Source organism: Bacillus paralicheniformis (assembly GCF_001042485.2).
Lineage (GTDB): Bacteria > Bacillota > Bacilli > Bacillales > Bacillaceae > Bacillus > Bacillus paralicheniformis.
The window spans coordinates 529,427-548,183 of sequence record NZ_LBMN02000004.1; the positions used below are offsets into that span (position 1 = coordinate 529,427).

The following is an 18,757-nucleotide window of genomic DNA, read 5'->3' on the forward strand; positions in this document are numbered from 1 at the left end:
CCGGATATCCCTCTCTACAACAGCGGAATGACAAGCCCGCCGTAAGCGAAGGCGGCCACGATCAGGAAAGCCGGATGGACGCGGAACTTCGTCAAGGCCGCCAAAGAGATCAGCGCGATGACAAGTGATTGAACCATGCCGATCGACCGGATCGCGTCACCGCCGATTTCCCATGTCAAAATAAGCATCATCACGGCGATAACCGGCTGAACCGCCAAAGTCATTCCTTTGACGACCGGCGACTGGCGGTAGCGGCCGATCAGCTTGAGCAGCAAAACGAGCGCGATGGCCGAAGGCAGCACAGTTGCGATAAGAGCAATGAAGACACCGGGCCATCCGAGCACGCTGTAGCCGACATAAGCGGCGATTTTTGTCGCGATTGGACCCGGCAGTGCGTTTGCGAGCGCAAGCATGTTTGAAAATTCTTCTTTTGACAGCCAGTGAAAATGCTGAACAACTTCTTCAAAATTAAGCGGAATTGAAGCCGGACCGCCCCCGTAGCCCAATAAATTTGCAATAAAGAAAGCCCAAAATAAATAAAAGATGATCATGAAGCGGACACTCCCTTATCTTTTTCCCGGGCCGCTTTTCTTTTTAATTTAAAGTGGAACGCGCCATACGTTAAAAACAGGATGACAATGATGCCGGGATGGATGGAAAACACCTGAAGACCCAAAAATGCAAGAATAAAGAAAAGCACGCCGGCAAGCAACCCGAAGCCTTTCAATGCTTTTTGCCCAAATTCGTAAGCCATGATGCCGAGCATGACGGCGATGACAGGGGTAACAGCGCCGATCATGCCGCTTACGATTTTGGAGTGGCTGAGCACATTAACGGCTGCGAACAAGGCGGCCATCGCAACGCACGTCGGCAAGATATGGGCCGCTGTAGCCACGACAGCGCCCGGAACGCCTTTGACTTTATGACCTAAATATGCCGACATTTTTGTAGCGATCGGTCCGGGCAGCGCATTGGCAATCGCCAAAATTTCCCCGAATTCATCATCATCGATCCAATTGAACTTTGAAACGGCTTCATGACGGATCAGCGGGATAACGGACGGTCCGCCGCCAAATCCCAATATCCCCGTTCTTGTCATTGCGATGATCAGTTCCCGGTAAGGGTGCTTCATTTCGCGTTTCCTCCTATTCAGTTAAAGCTTCATTCCCATTCGGCTCTTATATCGTTTAATCAGCATCTGGCAGTCGACACTCACGACGCCTTTCAGAGGGTACAGGCGCTTCGTCAAAAATTCCTCCATCTCCTGATCATTTGCGAAAATGCCGTGCATATGCAGTTTGCTCGGCCCTGTCATATGATAGAGGCTTGTCACGGCGGGCTCTCTTTCTAAAGCAACGGCAACAGCCTCTAAATATTGGGGTTCGACTTCAACATTGAAAAACACCGATACATGAATTCCAACTTTGACTGGATTGATGACGGCTGTGAATTTTTCAATGATGCCTTCTTCAATCAAGTTGTTGATCCGCGTTTGTACGGCAACTCTTGAAAGTCCCACGCGCTTTCCTAAATCCGTATAAGAGATTCTTCCTTCCTCATGCAAGATCGAAAGGATTTTTTTATCCGTTTCATCAAGAATTAAATTTGGCATATGGTAGTCGAGGCTCACAAATGTCCCTTCCTTTCTGTTTGGTCATTGATCATACGAAATTGCTTGTCAATCACGTTATAAATGAACATTTTGTAAATTGTATCATAATACGGATTTCGATATGAATCATTTTAACGTTTTTTTAATACTTATTGAAAAAGGGTTGTTAGTTTTTCTTCCCTGAAAGTAGCGCCTCCTTAAACGGGCCACTATACTTCAAACACAAATGGATGCTTGAAAGAAAGGAAGGGAGCTATGGAGAAGCTGAAGATCGGTTCGAAACAAATGGTTGTCAGTCCTCATTATCTCGCTTCGCTTGCAGGGCACAGCATCATGGAGAAGGGAGGAAACGCGTTTGACGCGGCTGTGGCAGTAAGCGCGTGCCTTGCTGTTGTCTATCCGCATATGACAGGACTCGGAGGGGATGCTTTTTGGCTGATGTATCACAATGGAAGCGGCGAGATCAAAGGATACAATGGCAGCGGGCGGTCGGGGCGGAAAGCGGACCGGAATCAGTATAAAGGAGAGCGCGCCATTCCGGTCAGGGGCATGAGCAGTGCGATTACCGTGCCGGGGATGGCGGACAGCTGGGCCGAAATACTGGCGGCATACGGCCGTTTATCACTTCGGGAGGTGCTGAAGCCGGCGATCATGTATGCAGAAAAGGGTTTCCCGGTCTCGCCGGATCAATGTCAAAACACGGTGAAAAACGCCGAGTGGCTTTCCGGTATGCCGATCACTGCAGATATTTATCTTCCGGGAGGAAACCCGCCCTCTCCAGGTGAGCGCTTTGTGCAAAAAGAGCTCGCGCGCACTTTGGCGATGATCGCTGAGAAAGGAAGAGACGCCTTTTATAAAGGGGAAATTGCCCAAGCTTCAGCAGCCTATCTGCAAAACAACGGAGGCATCTTGACCCTGGAAGATTTCGAGCGGCATCAAGGGGAATGGGTGTCTCCGCTTTCCTCTACATACAGAGGATATGCGATCTATCAAATGCCTCCGAATTCACAAGGATTTACCGGTCTTATGGCATTGAATATTTTGGAAAACTACGACTTTGGCATGATCGAGCACGGTTCTTTCGAGTATTATCATCTGCTCATCGAAGCATTGAAATTAAGTATTTCCGACAGCAATAAAGTATTGACTGACCCGGCATTTTCCCAAATTCCGCTGGGGCGCCTGCTTGACAAAGGGTATGCGCGGGAGCTGGCCGCAAAAATCGGACTGCCGGCTCTTCAGGCGGAGAGCCAGCCGCTCGGCAGCGATACGGCTTATGCTGCAGCAGTAGATGAAGACGGGAATGCTGTTTCGTTTATTCAAAGTTTGTATTTCGAATTCGGCTCAGGTGTGACAGCTGGAGATACCGGTGTCATTTTGCAGAACAGAGGGTCGTTTTTCTCGCTTGATCCCGGCCATGTCAATTCACTGGAGCCGGGAAAAAGAACTTTTCATACGCTGATGCCCGCCATGGCGTTCAAAGGCGGCAAGCCGAAATTTCTTTACGGAACGCAGGGGGGAGAAGGACAGCCGCAGACGCAGACGGCTCTTATCACGAGAATGATAGATTACGGGATGGATCCGCAAACCGCCGTTCATGAACCGAGATGGGTGTGGGGCAGAACATGGGGAGAACGGGTGGAAGGTGTAAGAATGGAAAGCAGAGTGGCGCCCGAAGTGATTGAAAAACTGCGAAAGCATGGGCATCATATAACCATTGTCGGCGACTTTGACGGTGTGATGGGTCATGCCGGCATCATCGAGATTGATGATCGAGGTTTCCTGAGAGGGGGAAGCGATCCGAGAAGCGATGGGGCGGCAATCGGCAGTTAACTCCGTTTTCAAAACGCGCAAACGTCAATATGAGAAAAAAACCCCGTGAACAAGGAGGAATTGTCCACGGGTTTTTTTCTATCCGGCTATGAGTATTGATCCGAGATTTCGATGAAATGCTTAAGCGCCGGATTGCGGTTGTCTTTTCGATGTGCGGTAATCCATTCTGCGCGAAGGGGAAAGTCTTCGATTTCTTTGTATACAACATCGAGGTTAAATAATCGTTTAGCCGCTGTAGGCACAACGGCGATTCCCATTCCGGCTGTCACGAGGCCGATCACCATTTGGTATTCTGTAGCTTCCTGGGCGATGTTGGGGATAAACCCGGCTTTTTCACACAAGAAATTAAATTCCGTGTATAAAGAGGGCCACGCTTCTTTGGCAATGACGATCAGCGATTCGTCTTCAAGATCTTTCAAATGTACCCGGGGTTTTCTGTCAGCGGGTGGTGTTTCGGAAGTGCAAGGACACAGTGGCTTTTCTTCACTGTGTATGACTTTAGCTCGTCGTTTCCCAACGGGGGATGCAGCACGCCGATGTCAATGTGTCCGTTTAGCAGTGCTTCGACCTGATTGGGGGTTGAAAGCTCCCGAAGATCAATCTGGACGGACGGGTACCGGTTTCGGTATTCCCTGATGATGGGAGGCATGATCTCGTATGTTGCGGAGCCGACAAAGCCGATCACGAGTCTACCCAGCTCCCCGCGGGCCGTCCGCTGAGCCATGTCGACGGCTTGATCAATCTGGGAAAGTCCTTCCTTGATTTGTTTTAAAAAGACCCCGCCTGCCGCCGTCAGCCTGACGGCTCTTTTTGACCTCTTCAGCAAGGTGACGCCTATTTCACTTTCTAGCTGTTTAATCTGCTGGCTGAGCGGAGGCTGAGTCATGTTCAGCCGAAGAGCTGCTTTTCCGAAATGCAGTTCTTCGGCAACAACCATAAAATAACGAAGATGGCGCAGCTCCATTATTCACTCATTCCTTTCTGAATGCGATTTCAGTCGTTTTACATATTAATTGTAAGACAAAGAAGTATTGGAAAACAATTTCCACAAGATGTATATTTAATAATACAATAATTTTATTAAAAATTCATTGTAAACGAATGAAAATGGAGGAGTGAGGGCTTTGAAAAATGTAGCCGCTAAAAATGAAACTCTTACTGTAAGAGGAGCAGAGCTTGTGGTGGATAGTCTCATTCAGCAAGGTGTCACTCATGTTTTCGGTATTCCGGGAGCGAAAATCGATGCGGTATATGACGTATTGAAAGACAAGGGGCCTGAACTGATTGTTTGTCGTCACGAGCAGAATGCAGCATTTATGGCGGCGGCAGTCGGACGATTGACTGGAAAGCCCGGTGTTTGCCTGGTGACTTCGGGTCCGGGAGCGTCTAATTTAGCGACCGGTCTTGTAACAGCCAATACAGAAGGAGATCCGGTTGTTGCCCTGGCGGGTGCTGTAAAAAGAGCGGATCGTCTCAAAAGAACTCATCAATCGATGGATAATGCGGCGTTGTTTCAGCCGATTACAAAATATAGCGCAGAAGTGGAAGATGCGAACAACATCCCTGAGGCGGTAACCAATGCATTCAGAGCGGCAGCTTCCGGACAGGCCGGGGCAGCGTTTCTCAGCTTTCCGCAGGACGTTACGGCCGGTCCGGCAACTGCCAAGCCGGTGAAAACCATGCCGGCGCCGAAGCTGGGCGCGGCTCCGGATGAACTGATCAGCGCGGCTATCGCCAAAATTCACAATGCGAACCTTCCCGTCGTGCTTGTAGGGATGAAAGGCGGAAGACCTGAAGCGATTGAAGCGGTCCGCCGTCTGCTGAGAAAAGTGAAACTGCCGTTTGTTGAAACATACCAAGCAGCGGGTACGCTGTCTCACGATTTAGAAGACCAGTACTTCGGCCGGATCGGATTATTCCGCAATCAGCCCGGAGATATTTTGTTGGAAAAAGCGGATCTCGTTTTGACGGTCGGCTATGATCCGATTGAATACGACCCCGTCTTTTGGAACGGAAAAGGCGAGCGCAGCGTGATTCATCTTGATGAAATACAAGCCGATATCGATCATGACTATCAGCCTGAAATTGAGCTGATCGGCGATATCGCAGAGACATTAAACCATATTGAACATGATTCTTTGCCGGTTTCCATCGATGAATCATTTGCACCTGTACTTGATTATTTGAAGAAAGCGCTGGAGGAGCAAAGCGAGCCGCCTAAAGAAACAAAAACGGATCTTGTTCATCCGCTGCAAATCGTTCGCGATTTGCGTGATTTGCTGAGCGATGATATAACAGTGACTTGCGACATCGGCTCCCATGCGATTTGGATGTCGAGATATTTCCGCACATACCGTCCGTATGGACTGCTGACTTCAAATGGCATGCAGACGCTGGGCGTTGCTTTGCCGTGGGCGATCGCAGCAACACTGGTCAATCCGGGACAGAAAGTCGTGTCTGTTTCCGGGGACGGAGGCTTCCTGTTCTCCGCGATGGAGCTTGAGACAGCGGTCAGATTGAAAGCGCCGATCGTTCACATTGTCTGGAATGACAGCACATACGATATGGTTGCGTTTCAGCAGGAGATGAAATACAAGCGGACGTCCGGAGTCGACTTCGGCGGAATCGATATTGTAAAATATGCTGAAAGCTTTGGAGCAAAAGGTTTAAGGGTCAATTCGCCAGACGAATTGGCAGAGGTGCTTAAAGCTGGTCTTGATGCAGAGGGTCCGGTTGTCATTGATATTCCGGTTGATTACAGCGACAACGTTCATTTGGCTGATCAGCGTTTTCCAAAAAACTTTGAGGAACATTTTAGTAAACAAGCCTCTAAGCAATCTTGATCACAGCAAGTCCAGTCATAACAAACAAAATCAAGGGAGTGAAAAGAGGAAAATGAAAAGTGCAAGCAAACAAAAAGTGGTTCAGCCCGTTGACAAGAACCTCGACCAGGTCTTTCAGGTCTCAACGATGATATCGTTATTGGACGGGATTTATGACGGGGATTTTTACATGTCTGAAGCAAAGGATTACGGAGACTTCGGAATCGGAACATTCAACCGGCTCGACGGTGAGCTGATCGGTTTCGACGGTGAGTTTTACCGTCTTCGTTCCGATGGCAAAGCCTATCCTGTTCAAGGAAGCGATTGTTCTCCGTTTTGCTCGCTCGCTTTCTTCCGGCCGGATATTTATCACGAAATCAAGCAGCGGATGCCGCTTAAGGCGTTCGAGGAAGAAATGAAACGGATCATGCCGAGTGAAAACCTGTTTTACGCGATCCGCATGGACGGAATCTTTAAGAAAGTCAAAACGAGAACGGTTGAACTGCAGGAAAAACCGTACGTGCCGATGGTCGATGCGGTAAAATCGCAGCCGATCTTTGATTTTAATGATATTAAAGGGACGATCGTCGGCTTTTGGACGCCGCAATATGCCAACGGAATCGCAGTTTCCGGCTTCCATCTTCACTTTATTGATGAAGACCGCAATGTCGGCGGACACGTTTTCGATTATGAAATCGAAGAATGCACGGTGCAAATTTCTCAAAAACTCAATATGAATCTCAGATTGCCGAATACGCAAGATTTCTTTAAAGCGGATCTCAATAAACATGATCTTGCAGCCGGAATCGAAGCGGCCGAAGGCAATCCCGAGTAAATGAAAAAGCCCCCTCTTTGAAAAGGGGGCTTTTTTGCGTTCGCTTGCTTCCTTAAAAATACTGTTGCGTATGCTGAGAGGTGACGGTGAAAAAGTCCGGAATCCAGCGGGCCGTTTTGCTTATGCTTTCATTCCGGCAATCAATACCGCTTTCAGACAAAAAGACACCGGATGCCCGTTTTCATCGTGGACGATGTTAAACATGTCACGGCACGACTGGGACGGTTCTGACAAATGGGCATGGATGGCTGCCTTTCTTTGTTCAGGTACGGCGCCTCTTCGAAGCCAGCTCTCGTAATCGATCGGAAGATTCCATCTCTCCCGGACGGCAAAATCAAGTCCGTTCTCTTTAAACAGCTTCTGCCATTCGCTCTCTGAATATTCCCTTACGTGTGACGGGTCTCTCAATTGATTGAGCCGATTTATAAATCGGTCTAAAGCTTCGTCCTCCGGAGCACAATGATCGATGAGGAGAAAGGAGCCGCCTTTTTTCAAGACGCACGCTATTTCCTGCATGGCCCGGCTGATCTCCGGGAAATGGTGGGCTGCATACCGGCATGTGACAATATTAAAGGACTCGTCTGCAAAATCCAATTGTGCTGCATCGCCTTGAAGAAAAACCACATTTTCAGCATTTTTCTGTTTGGCAAATTGAGCCGCGGTTTGAACCATTTTTTCTGTAATATCGATTCCTGTGCAATGTTTGACAAAAGTCGAAAAGGCAATGGCCGTATGTCCCGCTCCGGTTCCGATATCAAGCAGGGTTTCACCGCCGTTCAGATTCCGGCAGCTGACCATGGCATCAAGATCTTTTCCCGATGAGAACAGCGGCTCATCTCGATATTGCTCCGGATTTTTTGAAAATTGCCGTTGCGCGCTAGTTTTCATTTGTATCATCCTCCTATCGGCTATGTATTTATATTAGGGGAGTCGACAGCCATCAGTCTAAGATATAAAATGTTTGAAAATGATAGGCGGAAACTATGGGGGTGCGGGAATTGGATATGAGACTTTTTGAATACGCGGCAGAGATTTTCAAAAAAGGCAGTTTTACAAAGGCGGCTGCCAGCCTGCATATCGCTCAGCCTTCACTGAGCCAGCAAATAAAAAAGCTGGAAAGCGAGCTCGGCTTTCCGCTGTTTTACAGAAACAGAGAGGGGGTCTCGCCGACTCCTCAAGGGATGCGCTTCATCCGAAAAGCGCAGGATATTTTGCGGTCAAGAGATGAACTGCTGTGTGAAATGCGCGATCAGCTCGAGGAAATGGGGACGGAATTATCGATCGGCGTTCCCGCTGTCACGGGAGGGTATCTTCTTCCGCCGCTCCTGAAAGCCTTTCTGAAAAAGCATCCGAACGTACAGGTTCAGCTGATAGAAGACTCGCCGGCGGCATTGGAAAAAATGACGGAAAACGGATCGGTGGACCTGTCGATTCTCCCTTTGCCGATTGAAAATGACAGGCTCGCGATCCGGCCGATACTGACCGAGCCGCTTTTTTTGGCGATTCCAAATGAAAGGGAGAGCTGGATGACCGGCCAATTGCGGAAGCTCATCATTTCGGTCCGGTCGAATGCCGAAAAAAACCCCCTTGCTTTGAAAACGGCCGAGGATGTGCCGTTTATTTTATTAAAAGAAGGCTACGGCTTCCGTAGAATGGTACTTGATTTATGTGCGGAGGAAGGGTTTCAACCGAAAGTGACCTTCAAAACAAGCAGCATTGAAACCGCCCAATCTCTCGTTGAACACGGAATGGGGGTCACGGTCGTGCCCCGGATGGTCATGCGGAAAGAGTCTGACAGAATCGTCTATGTTCCTTTGCAATCCGATCCGTCCCGGACGCTTGAGTTTGCTTATCCGGAAACATGCTATTTGTGCCGGGCGGCAAAAGCTTTTATGGAGATGGCCAAAAAAAATCAGACCTCCATGTATGAAGAGGTCTGATTTTGTAGTTACTTTTTCGTTTCCAGTTTGAGCGGTGCGGGTATCGTTTTTTCAACTTTTTTGCCGTTCAAAATATCGCGGGCCGCTTGTACGGCGAGCTTGCCGATCAATTCAGGCTGCTGGGCGATCGTGGCCGACATATCTCCGGCCTGAACCGCTTTAACCGCATCTTCATTGCCGTCGAAGCCAACGACAAGTATCTCTTTCCCTGAGCTTCTGATCGCTTCAATCGCGCCGAGCGCCATTTCGTCATTATGGGCGAAAACCGCTTGAATATCAGGATTTCCTTGAAGAAGGTTCTCCATAACGTTCAACCCTTTTGTCCGGTCAAAGTCGGCTGTTTGCTTGGCGATCACATTCAGCTTGTCATCAGCGGTCTTATGAAACCCTGAGCCCCGTTCCCTTGTTGCCGATGCACCGGGGACGCCTTCAAGTTCAGCCACTTTTGCGCCTTTGCCGAGCTGCTGTACGATAAAGTCCGCTGCCATTTGCCCGCCTTTTACGTTATCTGAAGCGACGAGCGTTTCTACTTTTCCGTTTTCGGCGGAGCGGTCAAGGGTGACGACCGGAATGCCAAGCGAATTGGCCGATTGGACTGCCGTTGAGATGGCGGAGGAGTCGGCCGGATTGATCAATAAAGCGTCAACGCCTTGCTGCAGAAGATCTTCGACATCATTCGTCTGCTTTGCTGAATCATCCTGTGCATCGACGACAATCACTTCAATCCCTTGTTTTTTTGCTTCTTTGACAACTCCGTTCTTTAATGAAACGAAAAACGGGTTTTTCAAAGTCGAGACAGATAAACCGATTTTGATATCGGTTCCTTTTTCTTTATTTGGCTTTGCCCATTCCGGCGGCTCCAGCGAGCAGGCGGACAGAAACAGAAGCGCCAATGCGGTGAAAACCGTTAATGTTTTTTTCATCAGTATAGCCCTCCTTAAGCGGATTTCTTGCGGTCCAGCAGGACTGCGATCAAAATGACGACACCTTTGACGACCATTTGGAAAAAGGAAGAGACGCCAAGCAGGTTCAAGCCGTTATTCAACGTTCCGATGATGAGGACGCCGATGAGTGTGCCGGCAATTCGTCCTCTTCCTCCGGCAAGGCTTGTACCGCCTAATACGACCGCGGCAATGGCGTCGAGTTCGTAGGAAGTGCCTGCCGTCGGCTGGGCTGAGTTTAGCCGTGACGTCAAGATGGCTCCAGCCAACGCGGATAATAGGCCGGCAAGAGAATAAATCATCATTTTGACGCGCGGAACTTTAATGCCCGAGATCAGGGCCGCTTTTTCATTTCCGCCGATTGCATACGTGCGGCGGCCGAAAGGCGTTTTGTGAAGGATCACCCAGAGGATGATAAAGGCGGCCGCCATAGTTATCGCAGGGACGGGGATGCCTAAAAAGTAGCCGCGTCCGAAAAGCTGGAAGCCGTAGTGATTGCCGAGCCCTGTAATCGGATTGCCGTCTGTGTAAACCATCGTCAATCCGCGGAAAATCGTCATTGTCGCAAGTGTTGCGATGAACGGGGCCATTTTGCCCTTCGTGATTAACAGCCCGTTGACCAAGCCGAGCAGGGCTCCAATCAGGCAGCCGATGATGACGGCAAAAACAGGATCGATGCCGCCGGCGATCATGCCGGCGATCAATGCGCTCGACAGCGCCAAAATCGCTCCGACGGAAAGGTCGATGCCGCCGGTCAAAATGACAAAGGTCATGCCGAACGCGATCAGCGCATTAATGGCGACTTGTCTTAACAAGTTTAAAATATTTAACGGTTCTAAAAAGCTCGGGTTTAATACTGATACGATGACGACGAGAATAATCAGGCCGAGAAACGGACCGAGCTTTTGCATTACAGAATCGACATTAAGGCTTTTTTTCACAGCCGGTTGAGTTTTCATGTTACCGCCCTCCTGTAGCGAGTGTCATAATTCGTTCTTGCGTGGCATCATTTCTTGATAGCTCACCGCTTAGCGTTCCTTCATGGATCACAAGCACGCGGTCGCTCATCCCGAGAATCTCGGGGAGCTCTGAAGAGACCATGACGATCGCGACGCCGCGGTCTGTCAGCTCGTTCATCAGCTGATAAATCTCCCTTTTCGCGCCGACATCGACGCCTCGCGTCGGCTCATCCAAAATCAGCACTTTAGGACCGATTCCGATCCATTTGGCGATGACCACTTTTTGCTGGTTCCCTCCTGAAAGGTTTAGCGCGTGGGTTTCCGGCGATTCCGTTTTGATCGTCAGCCGCTTGATCAGAAGGTCGACAAATTCCTGCTCGCTTTTTTTGTCAATCCATCCTTTCGGTGAAAAGCTGGCGAGATTCGGAAGGGCGATATTTTCCCTGATGGACGTGTCGAGCACAAGTCCTTCATCCTTGCGGTTCTCAGTAATAAAACCGATTCCTTTTTGAACGGCATCGCTCGGTTTTTTGAGCGTCGCTTTTTTGCCTTCGATGAAAATGTCTCCCGAATCAAGCGGATCGAGCCCGAAAATCGCCCTCATCAGCTCGGTGCGCCCGGCACCCATCAGTCCTGAAATCCCGACGATTTCGCCGGAGCGGACGGTAAAGCTGATATTTTGGAAGACGCCTTTTTTGGATGCCTGCTTGACTTCGAGAACGACGCGTCCCGGATTTGGCTGTCTTTCAGGATAGCGTTCGGTCAGCTCCCGTCCGACCATCTTTTTCACCACTTCATGAAAGTTGGTGTCGGGAATCCGTTTCGTGTCGACCGTTTTTCCGTCGCGCATCACCGTGATCCGGTCGCAAATCGTGAAGATTTCTTCCATGCGGTGGGATATATAGACGATGGAGACGCCGTTTTTCTTTAATGCTCTAATGACGCCGAACAGTTTTTCAATTTCTCTTTCTGTCAACGCTGCCGTCGGTTCATCCATGATGATCACTTTCGCGTCTGTCATAAGGGCTTTTGCGATTTCGATCATTTGCTGCTGGCCGACGGAACAGTCTCCGGCTTCTTTTTCAAGAGAAATCGAGACTCCGAGTCTTTCAAGCTGCTCTTTTGCTAGCGCTTTCATTTTCTTGTTATTTAAAAATCCAAGTTTGGAAGAAAGCTCTCTGCCGATAAACAGATTTTCCAATACGGTCATTTCAGGCCAAATGTTCAGCTCCTGATGGATAAAGGCAATGCCGTTCTGTTCGGCTTTCTTTGGATCTGAAAAATACGTTTCTTTTCCGTCGATTTCGATCGTTCCGCTGTCCAGCTTGTGAAGTCCAGTCAACAGATTCATGAGTGTCGACTTTCCGGCGCCGTTTTCTCCCATTAAAGCGTGGACTTCACCTTCCTGAAGTTCGAAAGAAACGCCGGACAGCACCTGGTTTTGGCCAAAAGCTTTATAAATGTCCTTCATTTTAATATGCATGGGCTATCCCTTCTTTCCAGATGTAGAATGTAAACATCTAAAAGATCACTCCCGCGTGCAAGATGCAATTTGCATAAGGTGTTGCTTCCCCTGTGCGAATGACCGCTTTTGCGTGGCTCGTCGCTTTTTTGAATGCTTCGTGCGGGATATAGTCAATTTTTTGGTTTGAAAATTCAGCTTTTAAAAATGCGGCTTGACCGGGATTGACGCTTTCTATTTCTTCGGCTGCCGACACTTTTTCGACGGCCATTTCATCGGCGATGAGCTTTGTGACCTCTTGAAATCCAGGCGTACCCAATGTCAGCGCAAGATCGATTTTGGGGACGCCGGGAGGAACGGGCAGGCCGGCGTCCGCGATGACGACGGTGTCGGTATGCCCGAGATCGGCCAGTAATTTTGCGATATGGCTGTTTAAAATCCCGTGTTTTTTCATGACAATTCACGCTCCACTTCATCCCGTTTCGGCATGCCGCCTTGCGCGCCGAATTTCAAAACCGAGAGGGAAGCCGCCCGGTTCGCAAAGCGCAAGGCAGATTCGATGCTTTGTCCTTCGGAAAGCGCAACGGCCAATCCCGCATTGAAGGTGTCTCCGGCTCCCGTCGTATCAATTGCATTGACAGGGAATGAAGGGACGATCCTTTCTTCCAGACCATTGTGATAGCGGACCCCGTTTTTTCCTTCTGTGATGAACAGCTTCTCCGGATAGCGCTTTAACGCTTCCTCCCGGGACATGCCCTGAAACAGTACCGAAGCTTCATGCTCGTTTGGCGTAATGTAGGCCGCAAGATCGACCGTTTCCGGGCGAAGCGGACGAGCTGGTGCCGGATTCAGCAGGAGAGGAATGCCGAGAGAGCTGCACAGTCCGCTGACATAATCGACGGTTTCTTCCGGAATCTCCTGCTGAATCAGAACGATGTCTGCCTGTTTAATCGCAGGCAGCGCTTTTTGAACGTATTCAGGTGTGACATGGTCATTTGCCCCTTTGACGACGATAATACTGTTGTCGCCGTCTGCGAGAACGATATGTGCGGTGCCGCTTTCCTGACCTGTAACCGGTTCCACATAGTCTGTCAAAACACCATTCGCTTGAAAATTGTCGAGGATGGCTTTTCCGTAATGATCATCGCCGACGCAGCCGATCATATGGACCTCTGCACCAAGCCGGGCCGCAGCCACTGCCTGGTTGGCGCCTTTTCCGCCCGGAACCGTTTTAAAAGATTCGCCAAGCACCGTTTCTCCGGCAGCCGGCCGCTTAGGCGATGTCACAACTAAATCCATCGAAGAGCTGCCAATCACGCATATTTTACTCATTGTCATTCCGCCTTTCTTGTCGTTTGTCTTTCAATAAAGGCAACCGGCATCTGCACTGCCGATTGTTCAATATATTCATTTTTCATTAATCTCAGCAGCAGTTTTGCCGCTTCTTTTCCCATTTCATAGGCGGGCTGCCTGATCGTTGATAAAGAGGGGAAAAGCAATTCGCTTTGCGGAATGTCATCAAAGCCGATAATCTGCAGTTCGTCGGGAACTTTGATCTTCCGTTTTAAGGCTTCATGCAAAACGGCTGTCGCCACAATGTCATTGCTTGCGATTACGCCGTCTGTTTCCGGATAGGAGGCAAACAGCTCCGCTGCCCGTTTTTGGGCTTCCGGAAATGAAAATGTCTCGGTTTTCATAACATGAAAATCGATATCGGCACCGCTTAGCATCTCCAGCGCTCCGTTGAAACGGTCTCTTGCAGTCTGAAGGTGGGCCGGTCCTTTAATCAGCGTAATTCGTTTCGCGTTTCTCCTGACCATTTCAGCCGCAGCGATTCTGCCGCCTTCGCGGCTGTCCGCGAATACAGCCGGCGCATTCTCGCCCGTCCGGTCAAGGAAGACAATCGGCATGGACAAGTCTTGATAATTTGGCGCATCCGGATAATTGGTCGCTGAAATGACTCCGACCACATGATTTTGTTTAAACGTCTGCAAATAATCAAGCTCTTTTTCCAAATTTTCATCGCTGTTTCCGAAGATGAGCCGAAAGCCGAGGCGGTGGATCTCATCTTCAACGCCGCGCGCAAGCTGAGGAAAGAACGGGTTTGTGATATCCGGCAGCAGCAGTCCGATCAGTCTGGACTCCCTTTTATAGAGAGACCTGGCCACTTCATTCGGGTGGTAATTCAGTTCTTCCATCGCTTTTAACACGCGTGTCCTCGTGTCTTCATGGACGTATCCCGTCTCATTTAATACCCGGGAAACCGTAGCGACAGATACTTTTGCAGCAAGTGCGACGTCTTTAATCGTAGCCAAAAAAGACTTCTCCTCTCCATTTGTGTAACCGTTTACATAAAGATTATCATGATCCTTTTAAAATCTCAATAAAAAAGTCCGGGCGCTAAAATTTTTAGCCGGGTTGGGATATAGAGACATATACAAGTATGTTGAATAGAAAATAACCTTCATTCGGCATAAATTGGCGACTACAGTAACAATGAGAATAATAAGAAAAATTAAAAATGTTAAAGTTTGATGAATTATCGTTGAAAAAAATTAATGGCTTTTTAAATCTTAGGATTTTAACCTAAAATCTAAAGAAATAAGGTGAATCGAACGGCTCACAAAAAAATTGGATTTGTTAATGAATCCCGCTTTATGCTAAAAGAGATTTTCATTTTTTAATAGGTGATCTGATTGTCATAGGACGCATTTGTTTTGAAGAGGGAACATTGGTGACTTTTTAACCTGTTGGAAAAGAGCGAAAATACAAAAAGAAAGGGGATATCCCGGTTGACAGCCCATTTCTAGGGGATTTCAGCCGGGGGAAAAAGAGACCCTGAATCCATCCTTCAATCTTTCATCAGAAATAGGGAGAAAAGTACAAAAATCATAATGTCGAATTTTGAAAGCGCATACTTAAAACGCTGACAAAAAACTGATAGGAATTAAGAACTTTCGATTACCAAAAATATCAATAAAAAGATAGGCATTATTGACTCGGACTAGGTGATCTTTGTCACGGAAAATTTCGTCGTCTTCTGTTACATAATGCCGATTGTGATTTCATAGTGAACCTATATACTGATGAATGAATTTACATATCAGATTCCAAGAAGGAGATGTAGACAAACAATGTGGGTAATGCTATTAGCCTGTGTGATCGTTGTTGGGATCGGCATTTATGAAAAAAGGCGCCACCAGCAAAACATCGATGCGCTGCCTGTCCGAGTGAACATCAACGGGATACGCGGAAAGTCCACGGTGACAAGATTAACAACAGGGATATTAATCGAGGCAGGCTACAAAACAGTAGGAAAAACAACCGGGACAGACGCAAGGATGATTTATTGGGACACACCGGAAGAGAAACCGATCAAAAGAAAACCTCAAGGCCCGAATATCGGAGAACAGAAAGAGGTTATGAAAGAAACGGTGGAAAGAGGGGCCAATGCGATTGTCAGTGAGTGCATGGCCGTTAACCCTGATTACCAAATCATCTTTCAGGAAGAATTGCTTCAGGCTAATATCGGCGTGATCGTGAACGTGCTGGAAGATCACATGGATGTGATGGGACCGACTTTGGATGAAATTGCAGAAGCTTTCACAGCAACCATTCCTTATAATGGACATTTAGTTATCACTGATAGTGAGTATACCGATTTCTTTAAGCAGATTGCAAAAGAAAGGAACACAAAAGTCATCGTCGCAGACAATTCTAAAATAACAGATGAATACCTCAGACAGTTTGAGTACATGGTATTCCCTGATAATGCGTCTCTTGCGCTCGGTGTGGCTCAAGCGTTGGGTATTGACGAAGAAACCGCTTTTAAAGGCATGCTGAATGCGCCGCCTGATCCGGGAGCCATGAGAATTCTGCCGCTGATGAACGCCAAAAACCCCGGACATTTCGTCAACGGTTTTGCGGCCAATGACGCAGCTTCGACTTTAAACATATGGAAGCGTGTAAAAGAAATAGGCTATCCTACGGATCAGCCGATCGTCATTATGAACTGCCGCGCCGACAGGGTAGACAGAACACAGCAGTTTGCGGAAGATGTCCTTCCTTATATTGAAGCAAGTGAACTTGTGCTGATTGGAGAAACAACAGAGCCGATCGTCAAAGCATATGAAGCAGGCAAAATTCCTGCGGACAAGCTGTTTGATTTTGAGCACAAATCAACGGAAGAAATCATGTTTATGCTGAAAAACAAGCTTGAGGGCCGCGTCATTTACGGAGTCGGAAATATCCACGGAGCAGCGGAGCCTCTCATTGAAAAAATACAAGATTACAAGATTAAGCAGCTCGTTAGCTAGGAGGAAGAAAACACAATGTTTGGATCAGATTTATATATCGCCCTCATTTTAGGAGTCTTACTCAGTTTGATTTTTGCAGAGAAAACGGGAATTGTACCAGCCGGCCTCGTCGTACCGGGTTATTTGGGACTTGTGTTCAATCAGCCGATTTTCATGTTGCTCGTTCTTTTTGTCAGTTTGCTGACGTATGTCATCGTGAAATTCGGACTTTCCAAAATTATGATTCTATATGGACGCAGAAAATTCGCAGCGATGCTGATTACGGGAATTCTTTTGAAAATCGGTTTTGATTTTATATATCCGGTGATGCCGTTTGAGATTGCCGAATTCAGGGGAATCGGAATTATCGTGCCGGGGCTGATCGCGAATACCATTCAAAGACAGGGATTAACGATTACGCTTGGAAGTACGCTTTTATTGAGCGGAGCAACATTCGTCATTATGTATGCTTACTATCTAATCTAAAGTTAGGTGTGTCAAATCGATGAAAAAACAACTGAACTTTCAGGAAAAACTGCTGAAGCTGACGAAGCAGGAGAAAAAGAAAACAAACAAGCACGTCTTTATCGTATTGCCCGTTATTTTCTGTTTAATGTTTGTCTTTACTTGGGTCGGAAGCGCCAAAACTCCTTCGCAAATGGACAAAAAAGAAGATGCCAAGCTTACAGCTACTTTTGTGGGCGATATGATGATGGGAAGAAACGTAGAAAAAGTGACAAACTTGCACGGTTCGGAAAGTGTCTTCAAAAATGTGAAGCCGTACTTTAATGTGTCAGATTTTATCACAGGAAACTTTGAAAACCCTGTAACCAATGCAAAGGACTATCAAGAGGCAGAAAAGAACATCCATCTGCAAACGAATCAAGAATCAGTCGAAACATTGAAAAAGCTGAACTTCAGCGTACTGAACTTTGCCAACAACCATGCGATGGACTACGGGGAAGACGGTTTGAAGGATACGCTGAATAAATTCTCAAATGAGGATTTGGAGCTTGTCGGAGCAGGGAATAATCTCGAAGACGCGAAACAGCACGTATCCTATCAGGATGTGAACGGTGTTAAAATCGCAACGCTCGGTTTTACAGACGTCTACACGAAGAACTTTACAGCCAAAAAGAACAGAGGCGGAGTGCTGCCGCTCAGCCCGAAAATCTTTATTCCAATGATCGCGGAAGCATCCAAAAAAGCGGATATCGTCCTTGTCCACGTGCACTGGGGACAAGAATATGACAATGAACCGAACGCCAGACAGAAGGATCTGGCTAAAGCGATTGCGGATGCCGGAGCAGATGTCATCATCGGCGCTCACCCCCATGTTCTCGAACCGATCGAAGTGTATAACGGCACTGTGATCTTCTACAGCCTCGGAAACTTTGTGTTTGATCAGGGCTGGTCAAGAACACGGGACAGCGCGCTTGTACAATACCATTTAATGAATGACGGCAAAGGGCGCTTTGAGATAACGCCTCTCAACATTCGCGAAGCAACACCGACGCCTTTAGGCAAGAGCGATTTCTTGAAACGAAAAGCGATCTTCCGTCAATTGACAAAAGGAACAAACCTCGACTGGAAAGAAGAGAACGGAAAATTGACGTTTGAAGTCGATCATGCGGACAAACTGAAAAATAACAAAAACGGAGTGGTGAACAAATGAAATTTGTCAGAGCCATTTGGCCGTTCGTAGGTTTAGTGTTGATCATTGCATTCATGTCTGCTTTCAAGTATTCTGATGAATTGTCAAACGATGAAAAAGCTAAAATCTCAACGGAAATCCAAAAAGTGAATCAGCAGGATCACACAACGGAAAACCAACAATAACAGTGCAGAAAAGAGAGTGCCGCCGGCACTCTCTTTTTGCGTGTGCTGATTCCGGTTATAAAAGACCTGTGAAAAGCGGCTGATTTGAAAAGGAAACACGACAATTTTCTTAACCGGTCAGTGTATAAAGTTTTATAGAAAATCAGGAGAATATATACATGGTTTTGGGGTTCGTGTTTATTGTATTCTTTTGAAGGGAATAAAAACTGACAAATTTCG

Annotated in this window: 18 protein-coding genes and 1 pseudogene; 8 read left to right on the forward strand and 11 right to left on the reverse strand. The window is 47.7% G+C overall.

What is annotated here, in order from left to right:
- Positions 1-14 precede the first annotated feature (14 nt).
- The 3 genes from chrA to chrS are packed head-to-tail and all read right to left on the reverse strand — an operon-like array spanning position 15 to position 1,612.
- On the reverse strand, positions 15-551 hold the full coding sequence (gene chrA, locus ACH97_RS04915) for a chromate efflux transporter ChrA (RefSeq protein ID WP_020453185.1): 537 nt from the start codon (positions 549-551) through the stop codon (positions 15-17).
- On the reverse strand, positions 548-1,132 hold the full coding sequence (chrB, locus tag ACH97_RS04920) for a chromate efflux transporter ChrB (RefSeq protein WP_020453184.1): 585 nt from the start codon (positions 1,130-1,132) through the stop codon (positions 548-550). The genes chrA and chrB overlap by 4 nt, the downstream gene beginning before the upstream one ends.
- Positions 1,133-1,153: 21 nt before the next feature.
- Positions 1,154-1,612, reverse strand: a complete 459-nt coding sequence (chrS, locus tag ACH97_RS04925) for a chromate efflux transcriptional regulator ChrS (protein WP_206761243.1) — start codon at positions 1,610-1,612, stop codon at positions 1,154-1,156.
- A 255-nt stretch (positions 1,613-1,867) separates the two neighbouring features.
- On the opposite strand from chrS, the gene ggt reads away from it, so the two are divergent.
- Positions 1,868-3,445, forward strand: coding sequence for a gamma-glutamyltransferase (gene ggt / locus ACH97_RS04930; RefSeq protein ID WP_020453182.1), 1,578 nt, complete (start codon positions 1,868-1,870; stop codon positions 3,443-3,445).
- Between the two features lie 86 nt (positions 3,446-3,531).
- Here the strand turns inward: ggt and alsR are convergent.
- A pseudogene (alsR, locus tag ACH97_RS04935) lies at positions 3,532-4,409 on the reverse strand (acetoin biosynthesis transcriptional regulator AlsR).
- Positions 4,410-4,569: 160 nt separating this feature from the next.
- Here alsR and alsS point away from each other — a divergent pair.
- On the forward strand, positions 4,570-6,288 hold the full coding sequence (alsS, locus tag ACH97_RS04940) for an acetolactate synthase AlsS (protein ID WP_020453180.1): 1,719 nt from the start codon (positions 4,570-4,572) through the stop codon (positions 6,286-6,288).
- 52 nt (positions 6,289-6,340) lie between these two features.
- Positions 6,341-7,102, forward strand: a complete 762-nt coding sequence (gene budA / locus ACH97_RS04945) for an acetolactate decarboxylase (RefSeq protein ID WP_020453179.1) — start codon at positions 6,341-6,343, stop codon at positions 7,100-7,102.
- 120 nt (positions 7,103-7,222) lie between these two features.
- Here budA and ACH97_RS04950 read toward each other — a convergent pair whose 3' ends face one another.
- A complete protein-coding gene (locus ACH97_RS04950; protein ID WP_020453178.1) occupies positions 7,223-7,990 on the reverse strand; it encodes a class I SAM-dependent methyltransferase in 768 nt (255 codons plus the stop codon).
- Between the two features lie 110 nt (positions 7,991-8,100).
- On the opposite strand from ACH97_RS04950, the gene ACH97_RS04955 reads away from it, so the two are divergent.
- Positions 8,101-9,042 (forward strand): LysR family transcriptional regulator, encoded by a 942-nt coding sequence (locus tag ACH97_RS04955; RefSeq protein WP_041817472.1) that lies wholly within the window; start codon positions 8,101-8,103, stop codon positions 9,040-9,042.
- Positions 9,043-9,050: 8 nt separating this feature from the next.
- On the opposite strand, the gene rbsB is transcribed toward ACH97_RS04955, so the two are convergent.
- From rbsB to ACH97_RS04985, 6 genes are read right to left on the reverse strand one after another with little or no spacing between them, the layout of a single operon-like run.
- Positions 9,051-9,965 carry a ribose ABC transporter substrate-binding protein RbsB gene (rbsB, locus tag ACH97_RS04960; protein ID WP_020453176.1) on the reverse strand — a complete coding sequence of 305 codons (915 nt, stop codon included), beginning with the start codon at positions 9,963-9,965 and terminating at the stop codon, positions 9,051-9,053.
- A 14-nt stretch (positions 9,966-9,979) separates the two neighbouring features.
- Positions 9,980-10,942: a ribose ABC transporter permease RbsC gene (gene rbsC, locus ACH97_RS04965; protein ID WP_020453175.1), complete on the reverse strand. Its 963-nt coding sequence runs from the start codon at positions 10,940-10,942 to the stop codon at positions 9,980-9,982.
- Position 10,943: 1 nt separating this feature from the next.
- Entirely contained in the window at positions 10,944-12,425 is a 1,482-nt protein-coding gene (locus tag ACH97_RS04970) for a sugar ABC transporter ATP-binding protein (protein ID WP_020453174.1), read from the reverse strand.
- 37 nt (positions 12,426-12,462) lie between these two features.
- Positions 12,463-12,858, reverse strand: coding sequence for a D-ribose pyranase (gene rbsD / locus ACH97_RS04975; protein ID WP_020453173.1), 396 nt, complete (start codon positions 12,856-12,858; stop codon positions 12,463-12,465).
- The gene (gene rbsK, locus ACH97_RS04980) at positions 12,855-13,736 is read right to left on the reverse strand and encodes a ribokinase (protein ID WP_026080750.1); all 882 of its coding nucleotides are present in this window, start codon (positions 13,734-13,736) and stop codon (positions 12,855-12,857) included. The genes rbsD and rbsK overlap by 4 nt, the downstream gene beginning before the upstream one ends.
- A 2-nt stretch (positions 13,737-13,738) precedes the next feature.
- A complete protein-coding gene (locus ACH97_RS04985; RefSeq protein ID WP_020453172.1) occupies positions 13,739-14,719 on the reverse strand; it encodes a LacI family DNA-binding transcriptional regulator in 981 nt (326 codons plus the stop codon).
- A gap of 819 nt (positions 14,720-15,538) precedes the next feature.
- On the opposite strand from ACH97_RS04985, the gene pgsB reads away from it, so the two are divergent.
- The 4 genes from pgsB to ACH97_RS23705 are packed head-to-tail and all read left to right on the forward strand — an operon-like array spanning position 15,539 to position 18,538.
- A complete protein-coding gene (gene pgsB, locus ACH97_RS04990; RefSeq protein ID WP_003185833.1) occupies positions 15,539-16,720 on the forward strand; it encodes a poly-gamma-glutamate synthase PgsB in 1,182 nt (393 codons plus the stop codon).
- A 15-nt stretch (positions 16,721-16,735) separates the two neighbouring features.
- Positions 16,736-17,185 carry a poly-gamma-glutamate biosynthesis protein PgsC gene (gene pgsC / locus ACH97_RS04995; RefSeq protein ID WP_003185831.1) on the forward strand — a complete coding sequence of 150 codons (450 nt, stop codon included), beginning with the start codon at positions 16,736-16,738 and terminating at the stop codon, positions 17,183-17,185.
- A 19-nt stretch (positions 17,186-17,204) separates the two neighbouring features.
- A complete protein-coding gene (locus ACH97_RS05000; protein ID WP_020453171.1) occupies positions 17,205-18,374 on the forward strand; it encodes a CapA family protein in 1,170 nt (389 codons plus the stop codon).
- Positions 18,371-18,538 carry a hypothetical protein gene (locus tag ACH97_RS23705; RefSeq protein ID WP_020453170.1) on the forward strand — a complete coding sequence of 56 codons (168 nt, stop codon included), beginning with the start codon at positions 18,371-18,373 and terminating at the stop codon, positions 18,536-18,538. Before ACH97_RS05000 ends, ACH97_RS23705 begins: the two co-directional genes overlap by 4 nt.
- Positions 18,539-18,757: the final 219 nt, after the last annotated feature.